General features: G+C 75.7%; 20 protein-coding genes and 1 tRNA gene. 10 read left to right on the forward strand and 11 right to left on the reverse strand.

Features of this window, described 5'->3' with window-relative positions:
- Positions 1-2: 2 nt before the first annotated feature.
- On the reverse strand, positions 3-1,628 hold the full coding sequence (locus AB0F01_RS04655; RefSeq protein ID WP_362089862.1) for a dynamin family protein: 1,626 nt from the start codon (positions 1,626-1,628) through the stop codon (positions 3-5).
- Positions 1,629-1,951: 323 nt separating this feature from the next.
- On the opposite strand from AB0F01_RS04655, the gene AB0F01_RS04660 reads away from it, so the two are divergent.
- Positions 1,952-2,024: transfer RNA gene (locus AB0F01_RS04660), tRNA-Arg, on the forward strand.
- Positions 2,025-2,253: 229 nt separating this feature from the next.
- On the opposite strand, the gene AB0F01_RS04665 is transcribed toward AB0F01_RS04660, so the two are convergent.
- Complete coding sequence (locus tag AB0F01_RS04665; RefSeq protein WP_362089863.1) at positions 2,254-3,003, reverse strand: ferritin-like domain-containing protein; 750 nt, start codon at positions 3,001-3,003, stop codon at positions 2,254-2,256.
- Between the two features lie 381 nt (positions 3,004-3,384).
- Between AB0F01_RS04665 and AB0F01_RS04670 the strand changes: the two genes are divergently transcribed.
- Positions 3,385-3,690 (forward strand): chaplin, encoded by a 306-nt coding sequence (locus AB0F01_RS04670; RefSeq protein WP_362089864.1) that lies wholly within the window; start codon positions 3,385-3,387, stop codon positions 3,688-3,690.
- Between the two features lie 159 nt (positions 3,691-3,849).
- Here AB0F01_RS04670 and AB0F01_RS04675 read toward each other — a convergent pair whose 3' ends face one another.
- The 6 genes from AB0F01_RS04675 to chpG all read right to left on the reverse strand — a co-directional run bounded on the left by AB0F01_RS04675 (position 3,850) and on the right by chpG (position 8,349).
- Positions 3,850-4,716, reverse strand: coding sequence for a tyrosinase family protein (locus AB0F01_RS04675; RefSeq protein ID WP_362089866.1), 867 nt, complete (start codon positions 4,714-4,716; stop codon positions 3,850-3,852).
- Complete coding sequence (locus AB0F01_RS04680) at positions 4,700-5,245, reverse strand: tyrosinase family oxidase copper chaperone (protein WP_362089868.1); 546 nt, start codon at positions 5,243-5,245, stop codon at positions 4,700-4,702. The genes AB0F01_RS04675 and AB0F01_RS04680 overlap by 17 nt, the downstream gene beginning before the upstream one ends.
- 442 nt (positions 5,246-5,687) lie before the next feature.
- Positions 5,688-6,206 carry a hypothetical protein gene (locus AB0F01_RS04685; RefSeq protein WP_362089870.1) on the reverse strand — a complete coding sequence of 173 codons (519 nt, stop codon included), beginning with the start codon at positions 6,204-6,206 and terminating at the stop codon, positions 5,688-5,690.
- A 191-nt stretch (positions 6,207-6,397) separates the two neighbouring features.
- Complete coding sequence (locus AB0F01_RS04690; protein ID WP_362089871.1) at positions 6,398-6,682, reverse strand: hypothetical protein; 285 nt, start codon at positions 6,680-6,682, stop codon at positions 6,398-6,400.
- Positions 6,683-6,945: 263 nt separating this feature from the next.
- The gene (locus AB0F01_RS04695) at positions 6,946-7,860 is read right to left on the reverse strand and encodes a hypothetical protein (RefSeq protein ID WP_362089873.1); all 915 of its coding nucleotides are present in this window, start codon (positions 7,858-7,860) and stop codon (positions 6,946-6,948) included.
- Between the two features lie 249 nt (positions 7,861-8,109).
- A complete protein-coding gene (chpG, locus tag AB0F01_RS04700) occupies positions 8,110-8,349 on the reverse strand; it encodes a chaplin ChpG (RefSeq protein ID WP_362089875.1) in 240 nt (79 codons plus the stop codon).
- Positions 8,350-9,349: 1,000 nt separating this feature from the next.
- Here chpG and AB0F01_RS04705 point away from each other — a divergent pair.
- Genes AB0F01_RS04705 through AB0F01_RS04740 form a run of 8 tightly spaced genes read left to right on the forward strand, consistent with a single transcriptional unit; the run spans position 9,350 to position 19,079 of the window.
- A complete protein-coding gene (locus tag AB0F01_RS04705; protein ID WP_362089877.1) occupies positions 9,350-10,666 on the forward strand; it encodes a glycosyltransferase in 1,317 nt (438 codons plus the stop codon).
- Entirely contained in the window at positions 10,663-12,111 is a 1,449-nt protein-coding gene (locus AB0F01_RS04710; protein ID WP_362089879.1) for an exopolysaccharide biosynthesis polyprenyl glycosylphosphotransferase, read from the forward strand. The genes AB0F01_RS04705 and AB0F01_RS04710 overlap by 4 nt, the downstream gene beginning before the upstream one ends.
- Before the next feature lie 5 nt (positions 12,112-12,116).
- Positions 12,117-13,475 carry an O-antigen ligase family protein gene (locus tag AB0F01_RS04715; RefSeq protein ID WP_362089881.1) on the forward strand — a complete coding sequence of 453 codons (1,359 nt, stop codon included), beginning with the start codon at positions 12,117-12,119 and terminating at the stop codon, positions 13,473-13,475.
- Positions 13,472-15,337: a lipid II flippase MurJ gene (locus tag AB0F01_RS04720; RefSeq protein WP_362089883.1), complete on the forward strand. Its 1,866-nt coding sequence runs from the start codon at positions 13,472-13,474 to the stop codon at positions 15,335-15,337. Before AB0F01_RS04715 ends, AB0F01_RS04720 begins: the two co-directional genes overlap by 4 nt.
- A gap of 4 nt (positions 15,338-15,341) precedes the next feature.
- A complete protein-coding gene (locus AB0F01_RS04725; RefSeq protein WP_362089885.1) occupies positions 15,342-16,112 on the forward strand; it encodes a polysaccharide deacetylase family protein in 771 nt (256 codons plus the stop codon).
- On the forward strand, positions 16,109-17,323 hold the full coding sequence (locus AB0F01_RS04730; protein ID WP_362089887.1) for a glycosyltransferase: 1,215 nt from the start codon (positions 16,109-16,111) through the stop codon (positions 17,321-17,323). Before AB0F01_RS04725 ends, AB0F01_RS04730 begins: the two co-directional genes overlap by 4 nt.
- Positions 17,320-17,985 (forward strand): lipopolysaccharide biosynthesis protein, encoded by a 666-nt coding sequence (locus AB0F01_RS04735; protein WP_362089889.1) that lies wholly within the window; start codon positions 17,320-17,322, stop codon positions 17,983-17,985. Before AB0F01_RS04730 ends, AB0F01_RS04735 begins: the two co-directional genes overlap by 4 nt.
- Complete coding sequence (locus AB0F01_RS04740; protein ID WP_362089891.1) at positions 17,982-19,079, forward strand: GNAT family N-acetyltransferase; 1,098 nt, start codon at positions 17,982-17,984, stop codon at positions 19,077-19,079. Before AB0F01_RS04735 ends, AB0F01_RS04740 begins: the two co-directional genes overlap by 4 nt.
- A gap of 73 nt (positions 19,080-19,152) precedes the next feature.
- Here the strand turns inward: AB0F01_RS04740 and AB0F01_RS04745 are convergent, their stop codons facing one another.
- The 3 genes from AB0F01_RS04745 to AB0F01_RS04755 all read right to left on the reverse strand — a co-directional run bounded on the left by AB0F01_RS04745 (position 19,153) and on the right by AB0F01_RS04755 (position 23,011).
- Positions 19,153-20,388, reverse strand: a complete 1,236-nt coding sequence (locus tag AB0F01_RS04745; RefSeq protein ID WP_362089892.1) for a glycosyl hydrolase — start codon at positions 20,386-20,388, stop codon at positions 19,153-19,155.
- A 192-nt stretch (positions 20,389-20,580) separates the two neighbouring features.
- Entirely contained in the window at positions 20,581-22,044 is a 1,464-nt protein-coding gene (locus AB0F01_RS04750) for a 4-hydroxyphenylacetate 3-hydroxylase N-terminal domain-containing protein (RefSeq protein ID WP_362089894.1), read from the reverse strand.
- 106 nt (positions 22,045-22,150) lie between these two features.
- A complete protein-coding gene (locus AB0F01_RS04755; RefSeq protein WP_362089896.1) occupies positions 22,151-23,011 on the reverse strand; it encodes an alpha/beta hydrolase in 861 nt (286 codons plus the stop codon).
- Positions 23,012-23,048: the final 37 nt, after the last annotated feature.

A 23,048-nucleotide genomic window follows, 5' to 3' on the forward strand; every position in this document is an offset into this window, starting at 1 on the left:
GGTCACCTCTCCTTCTGCAGTACGGACAACGCGGCGATCAGCTCGGCCTGGGGTTCCGCGTGCACGTCGAGTCCGTCGAGCGGGGCGAGGCGGCGCTCGCGCTCGGCGTGCATGATCCGGTCCATGTGCTCCAGGAGCAGCCGCCCGCCCTTGTCGCGGAGCCGCAGCGCACCGTGCGCGCCGATCCACTCGGCGAGCCGCTCCCCCGCGGTGCGGGTGCGCCGGCCGCCCAGCAGCACCGTGGCCACCAGGGCGGCGACCGTCTCGGGGTCGGGGGCGAGGTTGCGGTCGAGCTCGCGCACCTCCTCCTCCGCGTACTCCTCCAGCTCCCGCCGCCAGCGCCGGACGGCGAGGCCGATGCGGTGCTCGGCACTCTCCGTGGGTTCGTCCTCGCCGGGGCCGTTGCGGTGGGCGCCCAGTTCGGGAGCCTCGGCCGCCGGTTCGCGCCGCCACGCCTCGTCCACCCGTTCGTCGGCCGCGGTGACCGCACAGAGCAGCAGGGCGCCGAGGCTCTCCACGAGGGTGTCGAGGAGTTCGCCGGCCGTGCAGTCGAGGGGGAAGGCGCGCCACCGTTTGAGGGCGTCCCCAGCGAGGACGGCGCCGGCCTGGAGCCGTCCGCGCACCCGTGTGTACTCGCTGTCGTACGCGCTCTCGACGGCGGCGGTGAGCCGGAGCGCGGCGGCGTACTGCGCGGCGGCGGCGCCGGCCAGCTCGGGCATCCTGGAGTTGAGGGAGTTCAGGACCCCGTAGGCGGTGCGGGCCAGGACCTGGCCCCGGGCGGCCGGGTCCTGCGTCTGGTGGACGAGCCAGGTGCGCAGGGACGCCACCGCGCTGGCGGGGAGCAGGCCGCCGCCCCAGGCCGACTCGGGCAGCTCGGGCACCGTGAAGCGGGGCACGTGGCCGAGTCCGGCCTTGGTGAGCAGGGCGCCGTACTGCCGGGAGACCTCGGCCACGACCTGGTGGGGTACGCGGTCCAGCACGGTGACGAGGGTGACGTCGTACTCCTTGGCGGTGCGCAGCATGTGCCAGGGCACGGCGTCGGCGTAGCGGGCGGCGGTGGTCACCATGATCCAGATGTCGGCCGCGCAGATCAGCTCGGCGGCGAGGACCCGGTTGTCGGTGACGAGGGAGTCGATGTCGGGGGCGTCCAGCAGGGCGAGGCCGGGCGGGAGGCTCTCCGCGGTCTCGATGCGCAGCACGCGGGTGGGGTTCTCGCCCGGGAGGAGCAGGTCGTCCGTCGGTTCCTGCTGGGGCACCCACACCCGTGTGAGGTCGGGCAGCACCCGCATGCCGCTGAACCAGTGCTGATCCTCCGGATGGCAGACGAGGACCGGGGTGCGTGTCGTGGGCCGCAGCACCCCGGCCTCGCTGACCCGGCGTCCCACGAGCGAGTTCACCAGCGTGGACTTCCCGGCACCGGTGGAGCCGCCGACGACGGCGAGCAGCGGGGCCTGCGGCTCCCTCAGCCGGGGCACCAGGTAGTCGTCGAGCTGCGCGAGCAGTTCGTCGCGGTTGGCACGCGCGCGTGGCGCGCCCGTCAGGGGCAGCGGGAAGCGTGCGGCGGCGACACGCTCGCGCAGGGCGGAGAGTGCGTCGAGCAGCTGAGGCCGTACGTCCAAGGTCACCACATGGGAAGAATGCCCAATTTCAGGGGAATTCTGAAGCATATGAGCATGCCTGCGCGCCGATCGAACAGATCGGACGCAAGGGACGACTGGGACACGGTCGCGCTGGAGGCATAACGAGTGCACAACACCCGATGCACACGGCACCAAAAAGCGATGCACGATTCGCACCTGCCTGCGATTATCGTGACCGCTTCACCCAACCTCCACATCGAGCCACGGAGGCGAGGCGACAGGGGCGAGGATGCGGGAGCCCTATCCTTGTCCCCGGCACCGTCGTGGACCGCCCCCCACCAGGGCACCGCGGCGCCAGGCCACCCACACCGGCCCCCGTAGCTCAGTGGATAGAGCAGGCGCCTTCTAAGCGCTTGGCCGCAGGTTCGAGTCCTGCCGGGGGCGCCGCCGGCCTCTCACCCGCGGAAGCGCGTGAGGGGCTTTTTCGTGTCCGGACGCACCTCGCTCCGGAGCCAGCGCCTTCGCCTCTCCGCCGTCGCCGGGGACGGTGCGGCACCAGGGGACGGTGCGGCACCAGCCGCCGCGCGGGTGCTGCCGGAGGAGTCCCACGGCATGGTCGTCGTCGCCCACCGGGTGGAGGGCCGCGCGAGCCCGACCGCCCTCGTCGAGACGTTCAGCACGGCGTACGGCCGGCCCCTCGGGCAGCGTCCGGGGCAGGGCGGGGCGTCAGCACGGCGGTGACGACGTCGGCCGACGAGGCCAGGACGTCGGCCACGAAACGGCGCCGGCCGGGGCCCAGCCGGCGCAGGGCCCGGCCGTGTCCCGCGGCGACCACGACCGCGGCGGCCAGCAGCAGCAGACGCCACAGGGCCATCACCGGGCGGCGCAGCGGCCGGGGCAGGCCGGCCAGGGAGGTGCGCAGCCGGTCGCAGTGGAAGGGCACATGGCGTTCCTCGTCAGCGAGGATGCGGGCCGCCACCTCGGTGGTGAGGGGGTCGGTGGTGCCGTCGCGCAGGGCGCGGTAGTACCGCAGGGCGACGACTTCCGCGACCATCAGGACGAGCAGTTCGGTGCGCAGGCCCAGCAGGCGCCGCAGCCGGACGAAGACCGCGTCGCTCCAGTGACCGCTCAGCGTCGGCGCGCCGGCGGCGGCCAGCAGCCGGGCCAGGAGGCGGGCGTGGTTCTGCTCCTCGGCGACGAAGAGACGCACCGCCCGCGCGTAGTCGGGGTCACCCGCCCGGTCCGCCTTGGCGATGAGGTTGGTGCCGTCACCGTCCTCACCCACCTGGAACCGCTGGACGCCTGCCCGGACGGCGGGATGCAGCGTCGCCCCGCGGCTCCAGTCGGGGTCGCCCAGGGCGTCCCGGCGTGCGCGTTCGTCCTCGAAACGTATGACCCACCGGGCGTTGTCCGCCGCAGGCACCAGACCCCCCTCCCCGGGGACCCGACCGACGGGTCCCGAATACAGCCCGAATACAGCCCCCATACAGATGGGGACGCCGGGGGACGCGGGACCGTTCCCGACGCCCCTGCCCGGCGCGGGTCGGGTCGGTCCGGTCCGTCCCGTTCTGTGCGCCTGCGCTCGGGGGGCCGGGGCCGGGGCCGGACCGTGGGGGCGACCGCCACCTCGCGGCGGAGACTCGCCCCGCGTCAGGACCGACCGGACGGGGCACGGCTGCCTCAACCCGTTCAAAACGGGTGATCCATGCCGGAACCCCCGTGACCCACCGGGTCCCCCCGCGTTGAACGGGGCGTGCGGCAGCGTCCTGTGCCGCCGCGCTCAACGAGTCAGAAGGAGAACGTGATGTCGCGCATCGCGAAGGTGGCCGGTGTCGCTCTCGGCACGGGTGCCGTGGTGCTGGCCGGTGCCGGTGGAGCCATGGCGGACGCGGGCGCCCAGGGCAAGGCGGTCGGCTCGCCCGGCGTCCTGTCGGGCAACGCCATCCAGGTTCCGGTCCACGTGCCGATCAACCTGTGCGGGAACACCATCAACGTGGTCGGTCTGCTGAACCCGGCCTTCGGCAACACCTGCGCCAACGTCGACGGCGACAACCACAAGGGCAACCCCGGCCCCGGCAGCCACGACGGCGGTTACGGCTACGGGAACTGACACCCGCACCGCACACCACGAGCGGAGCCCCGGCACCTCGAGCGCCGGGGCTCCGCCCTTTTGGCCATACGGCCGCCTGGTTCACACGGCCGCCTGTCCGCACGGCCGCCTGGTTCACGCGAGCGTCCGATCCGCGTGGCCGCCTGGTTCACGCGGCCGTCAGACGTACCGGTAGATCCGGTCGTGGCCGTCCAGGGAGTCCGGGGTCACGTTCCACGGCGGCATCCGCTCGTGGCGGGCCACGATCCGGCGGTACTGCGGGTCCTTCCGCCCCGGCGGCTCGGCCGGCAGGTAGCGGTGGCTGCGGTGGCGCTCCTGCCAGCGGGACCACTGCAGGTCGATGAAGGCGTGGTGCAGCCAGAAGACGGGGTCGTTGACGGAGGCTCCGCCGACCATGGCGCCGCCGACCCAGCGGTGCACGCGGTTGTGGTTGCGCCAGGAGACGCTGCCGCGCCCGCTCCCCCAGCCCTCCAGCTTGTTGCGGAAGCCTTTCGTGGCCGTCGAGTCCCAGGGCGGGGCGTCGTAGACCGGGTCCTTCAGGGCCGCTTCCAGATCCTTCCGGGTGGGCAGGTCGATCGGGTCACGGGCCCGGCCCAGGTCCCGGGTGAGGTAGTTCTCGTCGGTGACGTTCTCCCGCAGCGTCCAGTTGCCCCCCGCGAACGCGAACGGCCCCGTCGTCACCATGCGGTCCGAGCGGCGGCCGTTGCCGCCGAGCAGGTCGTCGGTCCACGGCGGACCGTCGGGGCCGCGGTCACGGGTCCAGTCCCAGTAGGGCACGGTCACCGAGTCGTCGACCCGGCGCAGCGCGTTCTCCAGGTCCAGCAGGAAGCGGCGGTGCCAGGGCAGGAAGGACGGCGTCATGTGCGCGGCGCGCAGGCCGCGTTCGCCGTCCGCCGTGTAGTAGTCGATGTGCATCCGCACGAACTCGTCGTACTCGCCGCGCCGTTTGACCGCGAGCAGCGCGTCGACGAACCGCCGCTTCTCGGTGCGGGTCAGCGCGGTGACGTTCTTACGCGTGTACGCCACGGTCGCTCCCTCCCCCGGACGCGTGCCCGGCGCCGGGGTCGAGCAGCCGTCGCCCGGGGCCCAGTTCGTCGACGGCGGCGCGGGCCGCGGCCAGCGGGGTGGGGTAGGAGGCGTAGTGGTCGACCATGGTGAGCCAGGTGCCGTCGGCGCGGCGCATCAGGTGCAGGGGGCGGTCGTCCACGGTGACCCGCCAGGTCCCCTCTCCCCCGGCCCCGTCGGCCGCGCGGTCGGTCGTCGACCGGATGCCGCGCAGCCGGCGTCCCCGGTAGACCTCGTCGAAGACGACCTGGTCGGAGGCGTCACCGGGCGGGGGGCCGCCGGGCCGCCCGTCCTCACCGTGGTGGCGGCCGGCGCGGTCGGCAGTGGCTCCGGAGCCGCACGCCGCGACGGCCGGGGCGAGCACCACCGCGAGCCCGGCGCCCAGCAGCCCGCGCGCCACTTGCCGTCTGGTCCCGCCGGCACCGGGCTCCCCGATTCTCGTCGGCGTGTCACCGCTGACCCGGCCACGACCGCTGCCCGTGACAACCATGTTCTGCTCCTCCCGCGAGTGGGTGCGTCCACAGCGGTAACCGCGCGGAGGCCCCCGTGGTCACCGCCGCGGGGCCGTACGGGTCGCGGGGACCCGGACGTGGCGCCCTCGGTACGGGTCGTGGCCTTGGATCGCCCATGCGCCGGGCGTCGTCGGCACCGGCGCGGCGCTGCTGCCGGCGGGGCGCTGCTGCCGGTGGGGACAGGCGTGACGGCCGCGGGGGTCGTCCGGCTGCGGACCGCGCGGAAGGCGAGTGCCACCGGCTGATCCGCGCGCCCCGGGCGGGGCGGGGCGCGCGGGTGATCGTCAGTCGTGGGGGATCCGCCTGTCGTCGGGAACCCGTCCGTCGCACGCGCCGCGCAGCCGTGCGCCGCCGGAACCCGTACGCCCCGCCGCCCTGTGCCGCGCCCCCTGGGCTCCGCACCCGTGCGCCCCGCCCGCGCTACCGCTCGGTCCCGAGCACCAGGCCGAGCGCCGGCACGGTCCGCACCGTCGGGGTCAGGACGCCGGCCTCCGGCAGCTTCACCTGCGGCAGTCCGGGGCTCTCGGCTGCCGGCCGGGTGAGCGGCGCGTCTACGGCCAGCCCGGGAGTGAGGGTGCGCAGGTCGGCGGCGGGGGCGTCGACGCCGATCCGGTCGGAGCCGTCACCGAGGAGGTGCGGCAGCGGGGACCGCACGTCCAGGCCGGGGAGGCCGCCGTCGAGCGGAAGCTGCGGAAGCGTCTCCTCCGGCATGATGCGGCCCTCGGTGAACCGCGGCCCCTCGGGCGTGCCCGCCGTGGGCACCGGGATCGCCCCGCCGACCTCGGGCAGTTCGACGCCCAGCGCCTGCTCGGCCCCGCCCAGCGGCACGGGCACGGGAACCGTGCCGACCGCGGCGGCGGGGGTCGCCGCGAGCGCGCCGGCCGCCGCCGCCATCGTGGTGAGCACGGCAGCGAGGGTTCCTCGGGTGGTCGACTTCATCTCCGACACGGTCCCTTTCCATGGTTCGGGGCTCGGCATGCGTACCGAGTAACGAGCCGGGAAACCCCGCGACGCACAATTCCCCCGGGTGCCGCAGTAGTACGAGCAGTACGACCGGTGCGGTCGGCACGACGTGCGCCGGGTGAACCCGCCGGGGCGCGCCGCGAGGCCGGACGGGGCGGCGGGACGGCTCAGCTCGGCAGCGGCAGGCCGCCGAGGAGGCCGCCGGTGGAGTTGAGGGCGTCGGTCGCGTCGTTCACGGTGCTCAGCGGGGAGTCCTCGTTCTCGGTGTTGAGCGCGTCGGACTGGTGCTTGAGCGGCATCACGTCGATCGGGCCCTGGGTCAGGGTGTTGACGGCACCGTTGAGGCTGGTGGGGGTGAGGTCGGAGGTGCTGTCGTAGGCGAACGCGGGCGCCGCCGCTCCGGCGACGACGAGGGAACCGGCAACGACAGCGGCGGCCTTCAGGGACTTCATCACGGTCCTTTCTGCGGTGACCGCGGTGCCGCTGATCCTTCGATCCTCGGGGCGCCGTCACCAGGGAAGCAGTCTGACGCCCTGCCCAACGACACCCGGCCGCGGGGGAAACCCCGAACGGCGAAAACACCGCCGGAAGGAGGCTTCCGGGGGAGAGCACAGGGTGGTGGCACCAAGGCCGTCGCCCCGGTCACGGTGACCGGGGCGACGACGGACGGACGGGCAACGGCTCGGCGGGCGGGGCCTGTTCGGCAGCCGCCGGTTCAGGCGGGCGGCTGCGCCACCGTCTCGGGTGCGGCAGGCACGGCAGCCGAAGGAGCCGTGGTCGGAGCGGTGGCCGAGGGGGCCGTGGTGGAGGTCTCCGGGGTGGCGGGCTGCGCCTGCAGGCCCTCCAGGGTGGGGGCGGGCAGACCGCTGCCGACGAGGGTGGCGGCGATGACGTTGACGAGGCCGTTCACCGCTTCGGTGACCGCGGGGGCGACCTGGGCGGCGTCGTCGCCCGTCGCGGCGGCGACCACGGCGTCGACGGCCTTCTGCAGGGCGGCGAGTGCCTCGGCCGTGAAGTCGGCCGGCGCCTGCGCCCTGGCCGCGGCCGGGGCCTTGGCATCACTGGCCGTCGCGCCGGCCGGTGTCACCGGGGCGGCGGGCACCGCCGGGGCGGGCAGCGTCGACGCCTCCGGCACGGTCACACCGGGCGTGGCCGCACCGGGCGTCGTGGTGCCCGGTGCAGCGGGGCTCGGGGTGGTGGAGTCCGGCGTCGTGGTGCCCGGGGTCGTTGTGCCGGGGGTCGTTGTGCCGGGGGCCGTGATGCCTGGCGTCGTCGTGGAGGGGGTCGTCGTGGACGGCTGGGCGGCCGGGGCGTCGGCCGCCGCCTGGGCGATGGCCTCCTCGACCGCTGCGCTCAGTTCGGCCGCCTGCGCGTCGGGGAGCTGGCCGTTGTCCGACTTCAGCACGGTGTCGAGGAGTTGGGTGACGGGCGTGAGGACGCCGCCGAGGCCGGCCACACTGCCGACCTGTCCGAGCAGCGCGTCGGCCTCCGGTACGGGCGCCTGGGAGGACACCTGGGCGCGTTCCCGGGGCGCGTCGCCGTGGGCAGCGACGGCGGCCGGTCCGGTGACACCCAGGACGAGTGCGGCACCGAGAGCGGTGGTCGCGAGACGGCGGGCGGGCAGACGCATGGGAGGTCCTTTCGATGGTGCGTCGGGTCTTCTGCCCACCGTGGGAGCACCGACCACTCTCCGCAACCGTTCGAATACTCCACGCTTCTCCCACCCGCTCGACGGCACCCCGTCACCGCTGGTGGGGCCGCACGCCTCACCCGTCCGGACGCGTCGTCCGCCCCACCCCCATCGGGGGCAGCACGAACCGGCCGCCCGCCCGTGGGGAGACCACGGACGGACGGCCGGTGCGGATGAGCCGGAACGACGTCAGTCGTTCACGCACGTGTTGCCGAACGCCGGGTTCAGCAGACCGATGACGTCGATGGTGTTGCCGCAGAGGTTGACCGGAACGTGGACCGGCACCTGGATGACGTTGCCCGACAGCACGCCCGGGGAGTGGGCGGCGGCGGCCTGCGCGCCACTGTCAGCGGCGGCGACACCGGCAGTGCCGGCGACGGCGGCGGCGGCAACGGAGGTCAGGGCCAGGCCCTTCGCAATACGCGACATGGAGAGGTGCTCCTTGGGAGTTGACACAAACATCCGGGCGGATACCCGGCGTTGTGTCAACGCGCGGGACCCGCTCGGGTTGTGCCGCCAAAGGAGTGATCCCGCGCCGCGCGGCGCCCTCACCGGACGCACGCCCCCTTCGAGCGCCCTCCCGCCGCCCGTTGCTCCGATGTACGCCCGACCCGCACCCGGCCGTCGCCGCCCGTCCACCCCGGCCGTCGCCGTCCGCCCATGCGGCACGTGGTGGACCGGCGGGGAGCGGCGGGGGCCGGCGGTGGATCGGCGGGGATCGGCGGGGATTGGCTGGGGTCGGTGACGGGCCATCGGCCCGGGGCCCGCTCGGTCGCCCGCAGCCACCCGGCCGTCGATCCGGAATCCGCACTCACATCCGGCGTACGACACACTCCGCCCGATATCGGATGGTTCACACGCATAAGGGCTACAGTTGCGGCGCTCCCGACGCCCTGCCGACACGGGCGCAACGCACTCATGACGGCCCCCTGACACACCGCCGGACGCCGCTCGGGACATCGGCCGGTCGGCCGGACGGCCGGGGGGCGCTCTCCGAAAGGGTGACGCCGGTCGTGTGCATTCCCCCGGTTCCGCTGCCCCGCCGCGACCGCGCCGGGACGGGCGGCGCGCTCCGCCTCCGCTGTCGACCGCCCCGCCCGCACCCGGCCGCCGAAGCCGCCGGCCGCCGTCCCGTCCCTCGAACGACCGACCGCGGCCACCTCCGTTCGGGCGGTCGGGATGCGGTTCTCACCGGACCGGAGGGGGCGCTCGCCGGGCCCGTCCCGTCGGATGCGGACAACCCCGGCCACGAGTCGAACGGGTTCGGTCGCTCCCGGCTGCCGGGGGTCACGGGTGACCAGGTGGCCGTCCGGCTCGTTGCCCAGCCGGACGCGGCAGGGCACGGCACGCTCCGTGCCGCCGCCGACACCCCCGAGTGAGGCGCGTTCCCGCCCGTCCCGAGCACCGTCCGTGAGCGAGGAAACCGCGCATGCACCAGTCACCGACCGACCCCCGGCCGCGGGTCCTGCACCTGACACAGCCCGTGGACGGCGGCGTCGCCCGGGTCGTGACGGACCTGACCCGGGCTCAGCTGGCCGCCGGGTGGCGGGTCGCGGTCGCCTGCCCGGGCGGGACCCCCCTGGCCGACGCCCTGACGGCGCTCGGTTCCGACGTGCGCCCGTGGGACGCCACCCGCTCGCCGGGGCCGTCCCTGGCCGGTGAGGTGCGACGGCTGGCCCGGCTGGTGGCGGACGTGGCACCGGACCTGGTGCACGCGCACAGCGCGAAGGCCGGGCTCGCCGGACGGCTCGCGGTCCGGGGCCGGATCCCGACCGTGTTCCAGCCGCACGCCTGGTCGTTCGAGGCGGTCGGCGGGGTCACCGGAGCGCTGGCCGTGCGCTGGGAACGGTGGGCGGCGCGCTGGACGGCGCACACCGTCTGTGTCAGCGAGGCCGAACGGCGGCGCGGGGCGCGGGCCGGGCTCCGCGGCCCGTCCACCGTCGTCCCCAACGGCGTCGACACCGCCCGCTTCCACCCGAAGGCAGCCGTGCCCCCCGCCCCGGACACGGCCACCACCCCTCCCCCGGCTTCCGCCCATGCCACCCCGTCCGACCTCTCAACCCCCTCCGCCTGGTCCGTCTCGCCCGCCTCGCTCGCCTCGTCCGTCTCGCCCGTCCCGTCCTCTCAGCCCCGCGTCCTGGCCGGCGTGCCCGGGGCCGACCCGGCGGCCCCGTTGGTGGTGTGCGTGGGCCGGCTGTGCCCGCAGAAGGGCCAGGACCTCCTCGTGCGGGCCTGGGACACGGTGCTGCGGCGGGTGCCCGGTGCCCGGCTGGTGCTGGTCGGCGACGGACCGGACCGCGACCGGCTGCGTGTCCTGGCACCGGAGTCCGTGTCGTTCGCGGGGGCCGTCGCCGACCCCGTGCCCTGGTACCGGGCGGCCGACCTGGTCGTCCTGCCCTCGCGCTGGGAGGGGATGGCGCTCGCGCCGCTGGAGGCGATGGCGTGCGGGCGGCCGGTCGTGCTGAGCGACGTGGACGGCGCCCGGGAGAGCCTGCCGCCGTCCCTCGCGCCGCACTGCCTGGTGCCGCCGCGGGACCCGGCCGCGCTGGCCGCCGCCGTGACCGCCCTGCTGCTCGACCCGCCGCTGCGCGCCTCGCTGGGCGAGCGGGGGCGCCGGCACGTCCTGTCCACGCACGACGTACGGCACACCACGCGGGCGGTCGCGGCCCTGTACCGCGACCTGCTCGGCACGGTGCCGGTGACGTCCGTCGCGCCCACCGAGTGCAGGGAGCCGATCCCCTCGTGACCGCGGAAAGCACCGTCCCCACCCCCGCCACCCCGGCCGGCCGGCCCCGGGACGCCGGGGGGCACCCCGCCGTCTCGGTGATGCCGCCGCGCGGCACGGCCGCCGGCTTCCGCTTCCCCGCCCGGCGGCCACCGGTCCGGCCGGAGTCGCCGCTGCCACTGATGGCCGCGGACGGTTCGGCCGCGCTGCTGGGGGCGCTGGTCCTGACCGGCGACCGGCGCGGACCGCTGGTCGTGGCGGGGCTGCTGGCCGGGCTGGTCACCGCCTCGCTGCTGCTCGTCCCGCACCGGCCCCGCCCGGTGGCCGGGGTACTGGACGAACTGCCCTCCGTCTGCGGGCGGATCGCCGTGGTGTGGCTGGCGCTGGGCGCGCTGGTCGCCGCGTACGCCCCGCAGCAGGCGCTGACCATGCGGGCCCTGCTGCTCGGGTTCGCCGTGCAGTGCGCGGCGGGCTGCGCGGGCCGGGGGCTGGTCCACCGCCGGCGCCGGGTCCGGCTGCTGCGCCGGCCGCGCGCCGCACTCGTCGTGGGCCCGGCGCCGCTCGCGCGCCGGGTGGCCGCGGCCCTGCTGCGCCATCCGGCGTGCGGGGTGCGGCCGGTGGGGATCGTCACGGAGGAGCCGGACGGCGTCGACGGGCTGCCGGTGCTGACCACGGGCGAGGAGGTCGAGCGCGCCCTCATCCAGAACGGGGTGCGGGAGGTCGTCGTCGTGCACCCCTCGGTCCGGCTGCGGCAGGGGCCGCTGCTGCGGGCGCTCGACGAGTCGGGGTGCGCGGTCCGTGAGGTCGACGTGGACAGTCCCTCGCCCGGCTCCCCGGAGCGGCTCGCCGGGTTCTCCTGCCGCCTCCTGTTCCCGGGCTCCGGCCACCCCGGCGGTGCGGGCAAGCGGATGCTGGACGTGACGGTGTCGGCGGTGCTGCTGCTGCTCGTCAGCCCGCTGCTGCTGGTGTGCGCGGCGGTGCTGCGCGCAACCGGCGGCCCCGGGGTGGTGTTCCGGCAGGAACGGATCGGGCGGGACGGGCGGCCGTTCACGCTGCTGAAGTTCCGCACCCACCGGCCGGTCGACGCGCACGAGGCGGCCACCCGGTGGAGCGTGGCGGACGAGCGCCGGATGCCGTGGTTCTGCCGCTTCCTGCGCCGCACCTCCCTCGACGAACTGCTCCAGCTGTGGAACGTGCTGCGCGGCGACATGAGCCTGGTCGGCCCCCGCCCCGAACGGCCGTATTTCGTCGCCAAGTTCAGCCAGACCTACCCCGGTTACGCGGCCCGGCACCGGATGCGGACCGGCATCACCGGGCTCGCGCAGGTGCACGGGCTGCGCGGGGACACCTCGATCGAGGACCGGGCCCGGTTCGACAACGCCTACATCGACAACTGGTCGCTGTGGCAGGACGTCTGCATCCTGCTGCGCACCGCCGCCACGCTCGTCCGGCCGACGGGGAGCTGACCACCATGACCCACCCGGTGCCCGTGCCCAGCGGGCGGGGCGTGACGCCGGTGCTGCCCGTGGTGGCGGTGGTGGTCGTCCTCGCCCTGCCGTTCGGCCCGGGCGGCGGGGACGGTCCGGGGCCGGCCGACGCGGTGTCCGCGCTGGTGGTGCTCGTCTGCGCGGTCCGGCTGCTGCGGGAGCGGCGCCGGCCCCTGCCGCGCACGGCGGCCGTGGTGTTCGGGCTGCCGGTGCTGGGCCTGGCGGTGGCCGCGGTCACCGCGGTGTCACCGGCGGCCGGGCTGTCCGGGCTGGGCCGCTACCTCCAGGTGTTCGTGCTGGTGCCGACGGCCGTGCTGCTGCTGATCCGCGACCGGCGCGACTTCCGGCTGCCCGCCTGGGCGATGGTGGGGCTCGCCCTGTGGCAGGGGGCGGTCGGCGTGCACCAGTACGTGACCCGAACCGGCGCCTCCTACCAGGGGCAGCCGGTGCGGGCGGTCGGCACGTTCGGCGCGCAGGACGTGATGGGCATGGCGACGGTGGTGTCGCTGGGCCTGGTGTGCGCCCTCGGTCTCGCGCTGGGCCGGTCGCCGCTGCGGGAGCGGCTGGTGGCCGCCGGGTTCGTACTGGTGCTGCTGCCCCCGCTGGCCCTGTCGTTCAGCCGGGGCGCGTGGATCGCGACGGCGGTGGCGTGCACGGCGCAGCTGGCCCTCGCCGGGCTGCGGCGGGCGGTGACGGCGGGGGCGGTGGCCGTGGCGGCGGCGGTCGTCCTGGTCGGCGGCTTCGGGGTGGGTTCGTCGATGCTCCAGGAGCGCGTCGACAGCATCACGAGGGTCACCGACGCGCCGGACCAGTCGGTCACCGACCGGTACACGATGTGGGCGGCGGCGACCGGGATGTGGCGTGAACAGCCGCTGACGGGCGTCGGGTTGAAGGGCTTCCCGGAGCACCGGGACACGCATGCGTCACTCGCGCTGTCCTCGGGCAGCGACACGGAGGGCGCGGGCGCGGCGTTCCGCCGGCAGCCCCTGCTCTCCCCGCACAACATGTACCTGCTGGTGCTCGCCGAACAGGGGCTGCTCGGGCTGCTCGCCCTCGCGGGCGGCTGGCTGGCCCTGCTGGGCTGCGCGGTGCGGAAGGTGTGGCGGGTCCGCCGGAGCGGCGGGCCGGGCCTGGACTGCGGGCTGATCGCCTGCGGCCTGCTGGTCCGGCTGCTGACGGACTTCTCCTACGCGGACATCGGGGGCCCGTCCACCGTGCTGACGGCGGTGTGCCTGGGCCTGGCGGCCTGGTGGGCGCTGACCGGGAGCGCCGGGCCACGCCCGGCCGGACCGGGTCCCGTCCCGGCCGCTCGCGGCACGGCCGAGGGGGCGGGGGCGCGATGACGGCTACTGAGCCGCGCTCCCTGGCGGCCACCCCGCCCTCGCCCTGGGGCACCACCCGTTCGGCCTCGGGCACCGCCCGCTGGCACGCGACCACCCGCGGGGCGTCCCCCGGCGGCGCCCGGGCGGAGACGGCGGGACCGGCAGGGGTGGCGGGCCCGACGGGATCGGCGGGCCCGGCGGGCCCGACGGGCCCGGCCGGCGGGTTGGGCTCGGCGGGGGCAGCGGGCTCGGCGGGCGCGGCACCGTCACCCCCCGTGCGCCGCCCGCGGGGCGCCGGCGGGCACCTCCCCCGGGGGTTCCTCGGCCGGGCCGCGCTGGTCACCGCCGTGCTGTCGGTGGCCGGGGCGTTGCTCGGGCTGGTGCGGGACCAGGCGCTGGCCCGGCTGTTCGGGGCCGGGAGCGAGACCGACGCGTTCCTGGTGGCGTGGACCGTCCCGGAGTTCGGGGCGACGCTGCTGATCGAGGACGGGCTGGCCATCGCGCTGATCCCGGCGTTCAGCCTGGCGCTCGCCCGGCAGGCGCGGGGGGCCTCGGGCGACCCGGTCCGCGCGCTGGTGGCCACCACGCTGCCCCGGCTGTCGCTGGCGTTCGTGGCGGTCGGCGCGCTGCTCGTGGCCGCCGCCCCGCTGGTCGTCGCGGTGCTCGCGCCCGGCCTGTCCGACCCCGGTCTCGCGGTGGACTGCACCAGGCTCACCGCGACCTGCGTGCTCAGTTTCGGGCTCGCCGGGTACTGCAGCGCGGCCCTGCGCGCGCACCACCGCTATCTCGCCCCGGCGGCCGTCTACGTCGTCTACAACACCGGCATCGTCGCGGTGATGCTCGCCCTGGGGGAACGCTGGGGCGTGCGGTCGGCGGCCGTCGGGGTGGCCGTGGGCGGCTGCCTGATGGTGGCGGTACAACTGCCCGACCTGCTGCGCCAGTTGCGGAAGGGCGCCGCGCGGGCGACGACCGCGGTGGCCGGTGGCCCTGGGCCTTCCATGGGCCTGGGGCTGTTGCTCGCCGTCCTGCTGTTCGCGCTGTGCCGCCAGTCGCAGGTGCTGGTGGAGCGCTTCCTCGGCTCGTCGCTGCCCGCCGGTTCCATCTCCCACCTCAACTACGCGCAGAAGGTGGCCCAGGTCCCGATGACCTGGTCGCTGATGCTGGTCACCGTCACCTTCCCGGTGGTGGCCCGCGCGCTGGCCGACGGGGACACCCGGCGGGCGCGGGCGCGGGTGGAGCGCGACCTGGCGCTGGCCTCCTCCGTCGTCCTGCTGGGGACGGCCACCGTCGTCGCCTGCGCGCCGCAGACCGTCGGACTCCTGTTCCAGCGCGGCGCGTTCACGGCCGCCGACACGGCGGCCACGGCCGGTGTGCTGCGGGTGTACGCGCTCGGGCTGCTCGCCCAGACGCTGGTCGGCGTGCTGATCCGCTCGTACTTCTCGGCCGGCCGCGCCACCTGGTACCCGCTCGCCGCGATGGCCGTGGGGCTGGCGGTCACCGCCGGGGCCGGTGCCTGGGCGGTGGGCCGGTGGGGGGTGGCGGGGATCGCCGCCGCCAACGCCGCCGGGATCACCGTGACCGCCGTACTGCTGCTGCGTGGTCCGGGGCCGCGTGGCATCGCGGTGCACACCCGCCGGGTGGTGGCCGGGCTGCTGCGGCCGGTGGCCGCCGCGACGGCCGCCACGGCGGCCGGCCTGCCGGTCGCCCAGCGGTTCGGCTCCGGCGTCCCCGCCCTGCTCGCCGGGATCCTCACCGTGGCCGCCGTGTTCCTGCTGTGTGGCCGGGCCCTGGGCGACCAGGGCTGTGTCACCGCCTGCTCCGCCGCCCGCGCCACCGCGCGCCGGGCGGCCCGGCCCCTTTCCCGCACCCTCACGCGAAGGTGACGCCATGCCCGCACCCGCACCCGTGTCCGCAGACCGCCCCGCACCCGCCGCCCGCCCGGCCGGGCCCGTGCCGTGGGTGGCGATGTACCACTCCGTCGGCGACTGCGCCGACGACCCGTACCGCGTCACCGTCACGCCCGAACGGCTGGACCGCCAGCTGGGGTGGCTGCGGCGGCGCGGGCTGCGGGGCGTGTCCATGGCCGAACTGCTCGCCGCCCGCGCCCGGGGCGGGGGCCGCGACCTGGTCGGGCTCACCTTCGACGACGGGTACGCCGACTTCCTCACCGGTGCCCTGCCGGTGCTCACGGACCACGGGTGCACCGCGACCCTGTTCGTGCTGCCGGGCCGGCTCGGCGGCGACAACGCCTGGGACCCGCTCGGCCCGCGCAAGCCGCTGCTCAGCGCCGACGGCGTGCGCCGCGCCGCCGCCGCGGGCGTGGAGATCGGCTCGCACGGGCTGATGCACACCGATCTGACCCGGGCCGACGACGCCACGCTCACCGCAGAGGTCGTCGACAGCAGAGCACTGCTCTCGAAGCTGACGGGTGCTCCGGTCGAGGGCTTCTGCTACCCGTACGGCACCCTGGACCGCCGCGCCGTCGACGCGGTGCGCGACGCCGGGTACGCCTACGCCTGCGCCATCGACCCCGGCCCGCTCACCGGCCTGCACGCCCTGCCCCGCGTGCACGTCGGGCAGCGGGACACCTCCGTGCGGCTGTACCTGAAACACCGGCTGCACCGGCTGCGCCGCCGCCCGGTGGAGGGCGCGCGGTGAGGGCGCTGCACGTCATCACCGGTCTGGGCGTGGGCGGCGCCGAGCAGCAACTGCGGCTGCTGCTGCGGCACCTGCCCGCCGACTGCGACGTGGTGACCCTGACCAACCCGGGCGCGGTCGCCGACGGACTGAAGGCCGACGGGGTGCGGGTCACCCACCTCGGGATGGCCGGCAACCGGGACGTGGGCGCGCTGCCCCGGCTGGCGCGGCTGATCCGCGCGGGCGGCTACGACCTGGTGCACACCCACCTCTACCGGGCCTGCCTGTACGGCAGGATCGCCGCGCGGCTCGCGGGCGTCCGCGCGGTCGTCGCCACGGAGCACTCCCTCGGCACGACGCAGATGGAGGGGCGCCCGCTCACCCCGGGGGTGCGCGCCCTGTACCTGGCCGGGGAGCGGCTGGGCCGGACGACCGTCGCCGTGTCCGCCACCGTCGCCGCCCGGCTGGCGGAGTGGGGGGTGCCCGCGTCGCGGATCGCGGTCGTCCCCAACGGCGTGGACGCGGACCGCTTCCGCTTCGACCCGGCCGCACGGGAGCGCACCCGGCGCCGCCTCGGGCTGCCCGACGGGGCGTTCGTCGTCGGCGGCGTCGGCCGGCTGGTGCCGGGCAAGCGCTTCGACGTCCTGATCCGCGCCCTGGCCCTGCTGCCCGCCGACACCTGGCTGCTGCTGGTGGGCGGCGGGGAGCAGGAGAGCGTACTGCGGCGGACCGCGCGGGAGGCGGGGGTGGCCGGCCGGGTGCTGTTCGCCGGCGAGCGGGCCGATCCGCCCGCCGGGTCCCCGGGGCCCGGCCTGCCCTCGCTGACCGCCGCGATGGACGTGTTCGCCTCGCCGTCCCCGCAGGAGGCGTTCGGGCTGGCGGTCGTGGAGGCCCTGGCGTCCGGTCTGCCGGTGCTGTACGCCTCCTGCCCGGCGCTGGAGGACCTGCCCGCGTCCGCGGCTCCCCGGGCCCGCCGGATCGAGGGCGGGCCGGAGGCGTTCGCGCGCGCCCTGGCGGAGGTGCGCGCCCTCGCGCGCCCCCGGGGGCCGGCCGCCCCGTTCCGGGAGGTGCCCGAGGCCGTCCGGCACTACTCCGTCACCCGCACCGCCGGCCTGCTCATGGACGTCTACACGGCCGCCCTGACCGGTGCGGCCCCGCCGCCGTCGCCCTCACCGGCACCCCCGGTGCCGTCGCCGTCGTCCCCGTCACCCGAGGGAGTCAGTTCGACATGACCGAGAACCCTGCGAACCACGCCCGGCGGCGCCGCCCGGCCGCCGCCCTGGTCCGGCTGCGGGCCCTGCCGCCCTGGTCGCTGCCCGCGGCCGGTGTCGTCGCCGGAGCGCTGCTCGGCACCGCCTACGGGCTGGCCGCCACCCCCACGTACACGGCCACCAGTTACGTGGTGGCGGTGCCGAAGGAGAACTCCGACCCGGGCACCGCGCTCGGCTTCGCCCAGGCGTACGGCCGGGTGGCGGGCCAGGTCGCGGTGCTCGGGGACGCCCAGGTGTGGGCGGGCGTGCCGGTGAGCACGCTGCGGGACGGCGTGCGCACGGCGACCTCGCCGGACGCGCCGATGGTGTCGGTCACCGCGACCTCGCCCCGGCCGGACGTGGCCGCCGACATGGCCAACGCCGTCTCGCGCGCGCTGACCCGGCACGCGGCGGGCGCCGAGGACGCCACCCGCGTGGAGCTGCGCCAGTTCGCCCGGGCCACCGAGCCCACCGAGCCGTCGTCGGCGCCGTGGACGGTGACCGGGGCGGTCGGGGCGAGCGCCGGTGGCCTGCTGGGCGGCCTGGCCCTGCTCGCGCGCCCCCGGCGTGCGGTGCCGGAACCGGCGCCCGCGCCGTCGGTGCCGGGTCCGGCGCCCGCCGCCGACGTGCACGGGCAGCTGTGACGTACCGCGTCGAACGGGTCACCGACGACGACGCCTTCGCCTCGCTCGGCGACGACTGGACCCGGCTGTACCGCCGGTGCCGGCAGGCCACCCCGTTCCAGAGCCACGCCTGGCTGTCGTCCTGGTGGCACACCTACGGCCGGCCGGGGGACCTGCGGCTGCTGCTGGTGCGCGAGGGCGGGCGACTCGTCGCCGCCGCCCCGCTGATGCGGGTGCGGCGGCCGTGGCCGGCGCTGGTGACACTGGGCGGGGCGATCTCCGACTACGGCGACGTGCTGCTGGACGACACCTGCGGGCAGGGGGCGGTGGACGCGCTCACGGCCGCGTTGGCGGGGGCCGCCCGCACCGCGCTGGTCGATCTGCGGGAGGTGCGGCCGGGCGCCGCCGCCGAACGGCTCCTCGCCCGCTGGCCGGGGCCCCGGCAGCGGCTGGACGACTCGCTGTGCCTGGAGCTGCCCGCCGTGCCGATGGGTGAGCTGGTCGCCCGGCTGCCGTCGGCGAAGGCGCAGCAGCGGGTGCGGGCCAAACTGCGCAGGCTGGACCGGCTGGGCGTGCAGCGGCACATGGTCCCGCCCGACGGGGTGGACGCGGCGCTGGCCCGGCTGCTGGAGCTGCACCGGCTGCAGTGGGCGGGCCGACGCGTCACCCCCGAGCACCTGCGGCCGCGGTTCCGCGCGCACCTGGTGGGCGCCGTCGGCCCGATGGTGCGGGCCGGGGACGCGGTGGTCACCGAGTTCCGGCTCGACGGGGAGGTGGTCGCCGTGGACGTGACGCTGATGTCGCCGCGGGTCGCGGGCGGTTACCTGTACGGGGCGCATCCGCGGCTGCGGGAACTGCGGGCGGACGTGGCGGTGATGCTGCTGGACGCGTGCACCACGCACACCAAGGACGGTGCGCACGCGACGCTGAGCCTGCTGCGCGGGGACGAGCCGTACAAGCACCACTGGCGGCCCGAACCGGTGCGCAACGGCCGGCTGCTGCTCGCCCGGCGGCGCACCGCACCGCTGCTCGCGGCGGCGGTCGGGGACGCGGCGGCCCGGCGGCGCGGCCGGGAGCTGCGGCGGCGCGGACCCGACGCGGGCGGCGGGCCCTGACCGGAGCCGCCGCCGCACCGCCGCCCGTGCCGGTCGGGGCCGCCCGGCCGTGTCCCGGGTGCCCCGGGCCGGGTCACCGGGTGGCCCGCGACCACCAGTCGAGGCGCAGGCAGAGCCGGCCGCCCATCCAGTACTCGACCCACTGCCCCAGGTCGAGCGGCGTGCAGTCGGCCGGTACGGCGGCCGCCGGCGGGACGGCCGGGACGGACGGCGCCGGCTGCGGGGTGGCCGACGGGGCGGGGCCGGAGCCGCGGCCGGACAGCACGGAGCGGTAGACGGCGGAGGACTCGGGGTTGTGGCCGCACTGCCACACGCCGTGCGGGCAGTAGTCGGTGAGCGTGTTGTAGAGGGGCTTGTGCTCGTCCATCCAGGCGAGCATGCCCTTCATGTACTCGGCGTTGTCGCCGTTGCGGAAGAGTCCCCATTCGGGATAGGAGATGGGCTTTCCGCGGGCCTTCGCGAACTCGACGTGGTGCCGCAGGCCGTAGGGCTCCGTCACCTGTTCGTCGAAGGGCATGCCGCGCGGCTGGTCGTAGGAGTCCATGCCGATGATGTCGACCGTGTCGTCGCCCGGATAGCACTCGGTCCAGGGGATGGCGTCCCGCCCCCGGCTGGGGGTGAAGTCGAAGCGGAACTCCTGGCCCGGCACCGCGCGCATGGTGGTGACGATCCGGTTCCAGTACGCCTTCCAGGCCTGGGGGTCGGGGCCGCAGCGGTGGGTGTAGGTGATGCCGTTCATCTCCCAGCCGAGCACCAGGACCGTGTCCGGCACCCTCAGCTCGACCAGCCGCTCGGCGAGCGCGCGGAAGTGGTGGTCGTAGCGGCCGGCGGCGCCCTGCCTCAGCAGGCGGCGCACCTCGTCGTCGCCCAGGCCCTCCTCGTTGCGTTCCAGCATGGGCACGTTGAGGACGAGCATCCGGTCGTCGGCGCCGCGCCGCCAGTTCGCCCAGACGTCGAGGAAGCCGGGGCGGCCCTCGATGTTGCTCCAGCGGTCACCCGGCAGGTACGTGTGGCCCACCCGCAGGCGGGCGCCGCCCAGCCACTGGCTCAGCTCGGCCATGCGGGTCACCCCGCGGGGGCCGTAGTCGAGGTAGGCGCCGAAGGCGGGCTCGGGCGGTGCGGGCGCCGGGGGCTCCTGCGGGGCGGGCGACGCCGGTGCCGAGGGGGAGGGCGCCGCCGGGCCGGGGGACGGGTCCGTCGTCCCGCCGGCGGCGAAGCCGGGTCCGGCGGCCAGGGTGGCGGCCGCGGTGACCGTCGCGGCGACACACGCCAGCCGCCGCAGCCGGGACCGTCGCGGGGGTGGGGCCATGTCTGCTCCTCGGGTTCGTCGCCGCGGTGCCGCCGCGCCGGGTGTGCGCCGCTTTCCCCACGTCTCCTCGTCGTCCTGTCGTACTGACACCCAGTCACATGAAGGGCCATCACGCCACCGCCGATACGGCTTTCGAGTGCACCCCTCGCCCGCACCGGTGACCGGGCCGAAGGAAAGGAACCCCCTGCCGGGTCAGTTCGTGGTCCCGGCTCCCAGCAGGCGTTCGGCGAGGGCCTCCGCCTCGCGGGTCTTCGGGGCGTTGAAGAACTGCACCCTGCCGATGATCGGGTCGCCGGTGTAGTAGCGCTCGTAGAGGGCCTGCCGGGCGGCGAACGGGCTGCACGTCATGTCCCAGACCATCCGCATCACCCGCAGGCGCCGTTCGGCGCTCACGCCCGGCCCGTGGACGTACGTGTCGACGAGGTGCGCGATGTCCTCGTGCCGCAGGTCGCCCTCCGTCATCACGATGGCGCCACTGCCCGCGATCATCCGCAGCACCTCCACCGCCCGGGCGATCGCGGACGGGAAGAAGAACGTCAGCGCCGCGATGCCGACCCGCGACTCCTCCCCCGGCAGGCCGTGCCCGCGCCGCACCGACGCGGGGTCGCGGCGCTCGCCGATCCGCCGGCTCAGGTCGAGCGCGGCCCCGTCGAGCAGGCCCTCGGCGACGTTCAGCAGGCCGACGACCTCGCCGATCTCCTCCTGGTGCCGGCGGGACTCGGCCCGGCCCGTGGTCCGCGCGGCCACGGTGGCCAGCCCGGTGAGGAACTTCAGCTTGGCCGTGCTGCGCGCCGCGCCCTGCAGCGGCCCGTAGCCGACCGCGTTGCGCACCACGTTGTTGTAGGCGTCCAGGTCACCGGCGACGACCACCCGGTCCTGCGGGACGAACACGTCGTCGAAGACGAGGATCGCGTCGCCCTCGTCGAACCGGCCGCTCAGCGGGGTGTCGAACAGGCCGTCCCCGCGGTCGTACGCCTGCCGGCAGAGGATCTTCAGGCCGGGGGTGTCCAGCGGGAGCGTGCAGACCAGGGCGTAGTCCTCCTGACCGGGCCGGCGCGGGACGTACGGGCCGACGAACACCTCGTCGGCCACCGGGGCGAGGGTCGACAGCAGGCGGGCGCCGCGGATCACGATGCCGTCCTCGCGGCGCTCCACGATGCGCACCGCCTCCGGCGGGGCGTCCTGCGTGGAGCGGTCGCTCTGCGGGTCCACCAGGGTGTGGGTGACCGCGAGGTCCTCCCGCCGCAGCCGGTCGAGGTAGGCGTCCATCCGGGCCGCCTCCTCGTGCTTGCCGACGTGGGTCAGGCTGCTCTTCACGTCGAGCAGGTAGGCGTTCATGAAGTCCGGGAGCCGGCCCATCATGCCGTAGGTGAGCTCGGTCCTGAGCCGGTCGCAGCGCTGCCGGGCCAGCACGTCCTCGTGGTCCCGCGCCTCGAGCAGGGTGGTGCTGTGCCGCTCCCCCGTCACGGGGTCCCGCACCGTCAGGACGTCGGCGAACTCGGGGTCGGACTGGGCGTCGTAGAGTCCGGCGAGCGTCGCGAGCACCCCCTGGAAGGCGGGGTGGGCGGTGACGTCGTCGACCCGGGCACCGTCGACGTACAGTCGGCGGCCGTCCCGCAGGCCCTTCAGATAGTCGGCACCCGAACGAACTCCCATGTCGTCACTCCTTGCGATGAGGCTTGGTCGGTGCGTCCACGGCGGACGCGTGAGGGGCGGCCCGGCTCCGGTGCACCGCGGGGACGGCCGGGCGGGGGGAGCGGGGTCAGCGGCCGAGCAGGAAGTCCAGCTGGATCCGGTTGAAGGTCTCGGTCTGCTCGTACTGGGGCCAGTGGCCCGCGTTCTCGATCACCGCGAGGCGGCCGCGGGGGATCAGGTCCGCGATGCGGCGCCCCTCGTCGACCGGACCCGACGGGTCCTTGGTGGTCCACACGACCAGCGCCTCCGCCCGGATGGCCCGCAGGTCGTCGTCACCGAGCATGTTGCGCCGCCGGATCTCGAGGTCCTGGAGCGCCATGTTCATCCGGCAGGCCGTCTTCCAGTCCGGCTGCTCGAAGATCGCCTGCCGGGTGCGGATCAGGTCGTCGGTGACCATCGACGGGTCGGCCATCAGCCACTCCAGGCGCGCCTTGACCCGCTCCCACGACGGGTCCTCGGCGGCCTCCGTGGACAGCGTCAGCAGCCGCTCCATCACCTTCGGGTTGGCCATCGTGCCGCCCATGGTGTTCAGCACGATCCGCTCGGTGCGCTCCGGGTGGAGCTGTGCGAACCGGGCGGTCACCCAGCCGCCGAGCGACTCCCCGCTGAAGTACGCGCTGTCCTGGCCGAGTGCGTCCAGGACCTCGTGGACCTGGTCGATGTAGTGCGGGATCTCCAGCGGGTGCTCCGGCTTGGTGGAGTAGCCGTGGCCGATGAAGTCGATCGCGTAGCAGTTGAAGTGCTCCGCGTGCGCGGCCAGGTTGCGCACGTACGCCTCGGCGTGACCGGTGATGCCGTGCAGCATCAGCAGCAGCGGCTTGTCGGGGCTGCCCGCCTGCAGGTAGCGGGTCCGGTACGACGGGGTCCGCAGGAATCCCTGCCGGAACTCGACCTGCGCCAGGTCGGACCACACGCTCGTGTACGCCATTTTTCTCTCCTTGCCTCTCGGGCGGTCGGGCGGCCGG

Origin of the sequence: Streptomyces sp. NPDC029526, from assembly GCF_040637405.1 — a bacterium.
GTDB lineage: Bacteria > Actinomycetota > Actinomycetes > Streptomycetales > Streptomycetaceae > Streptomyces.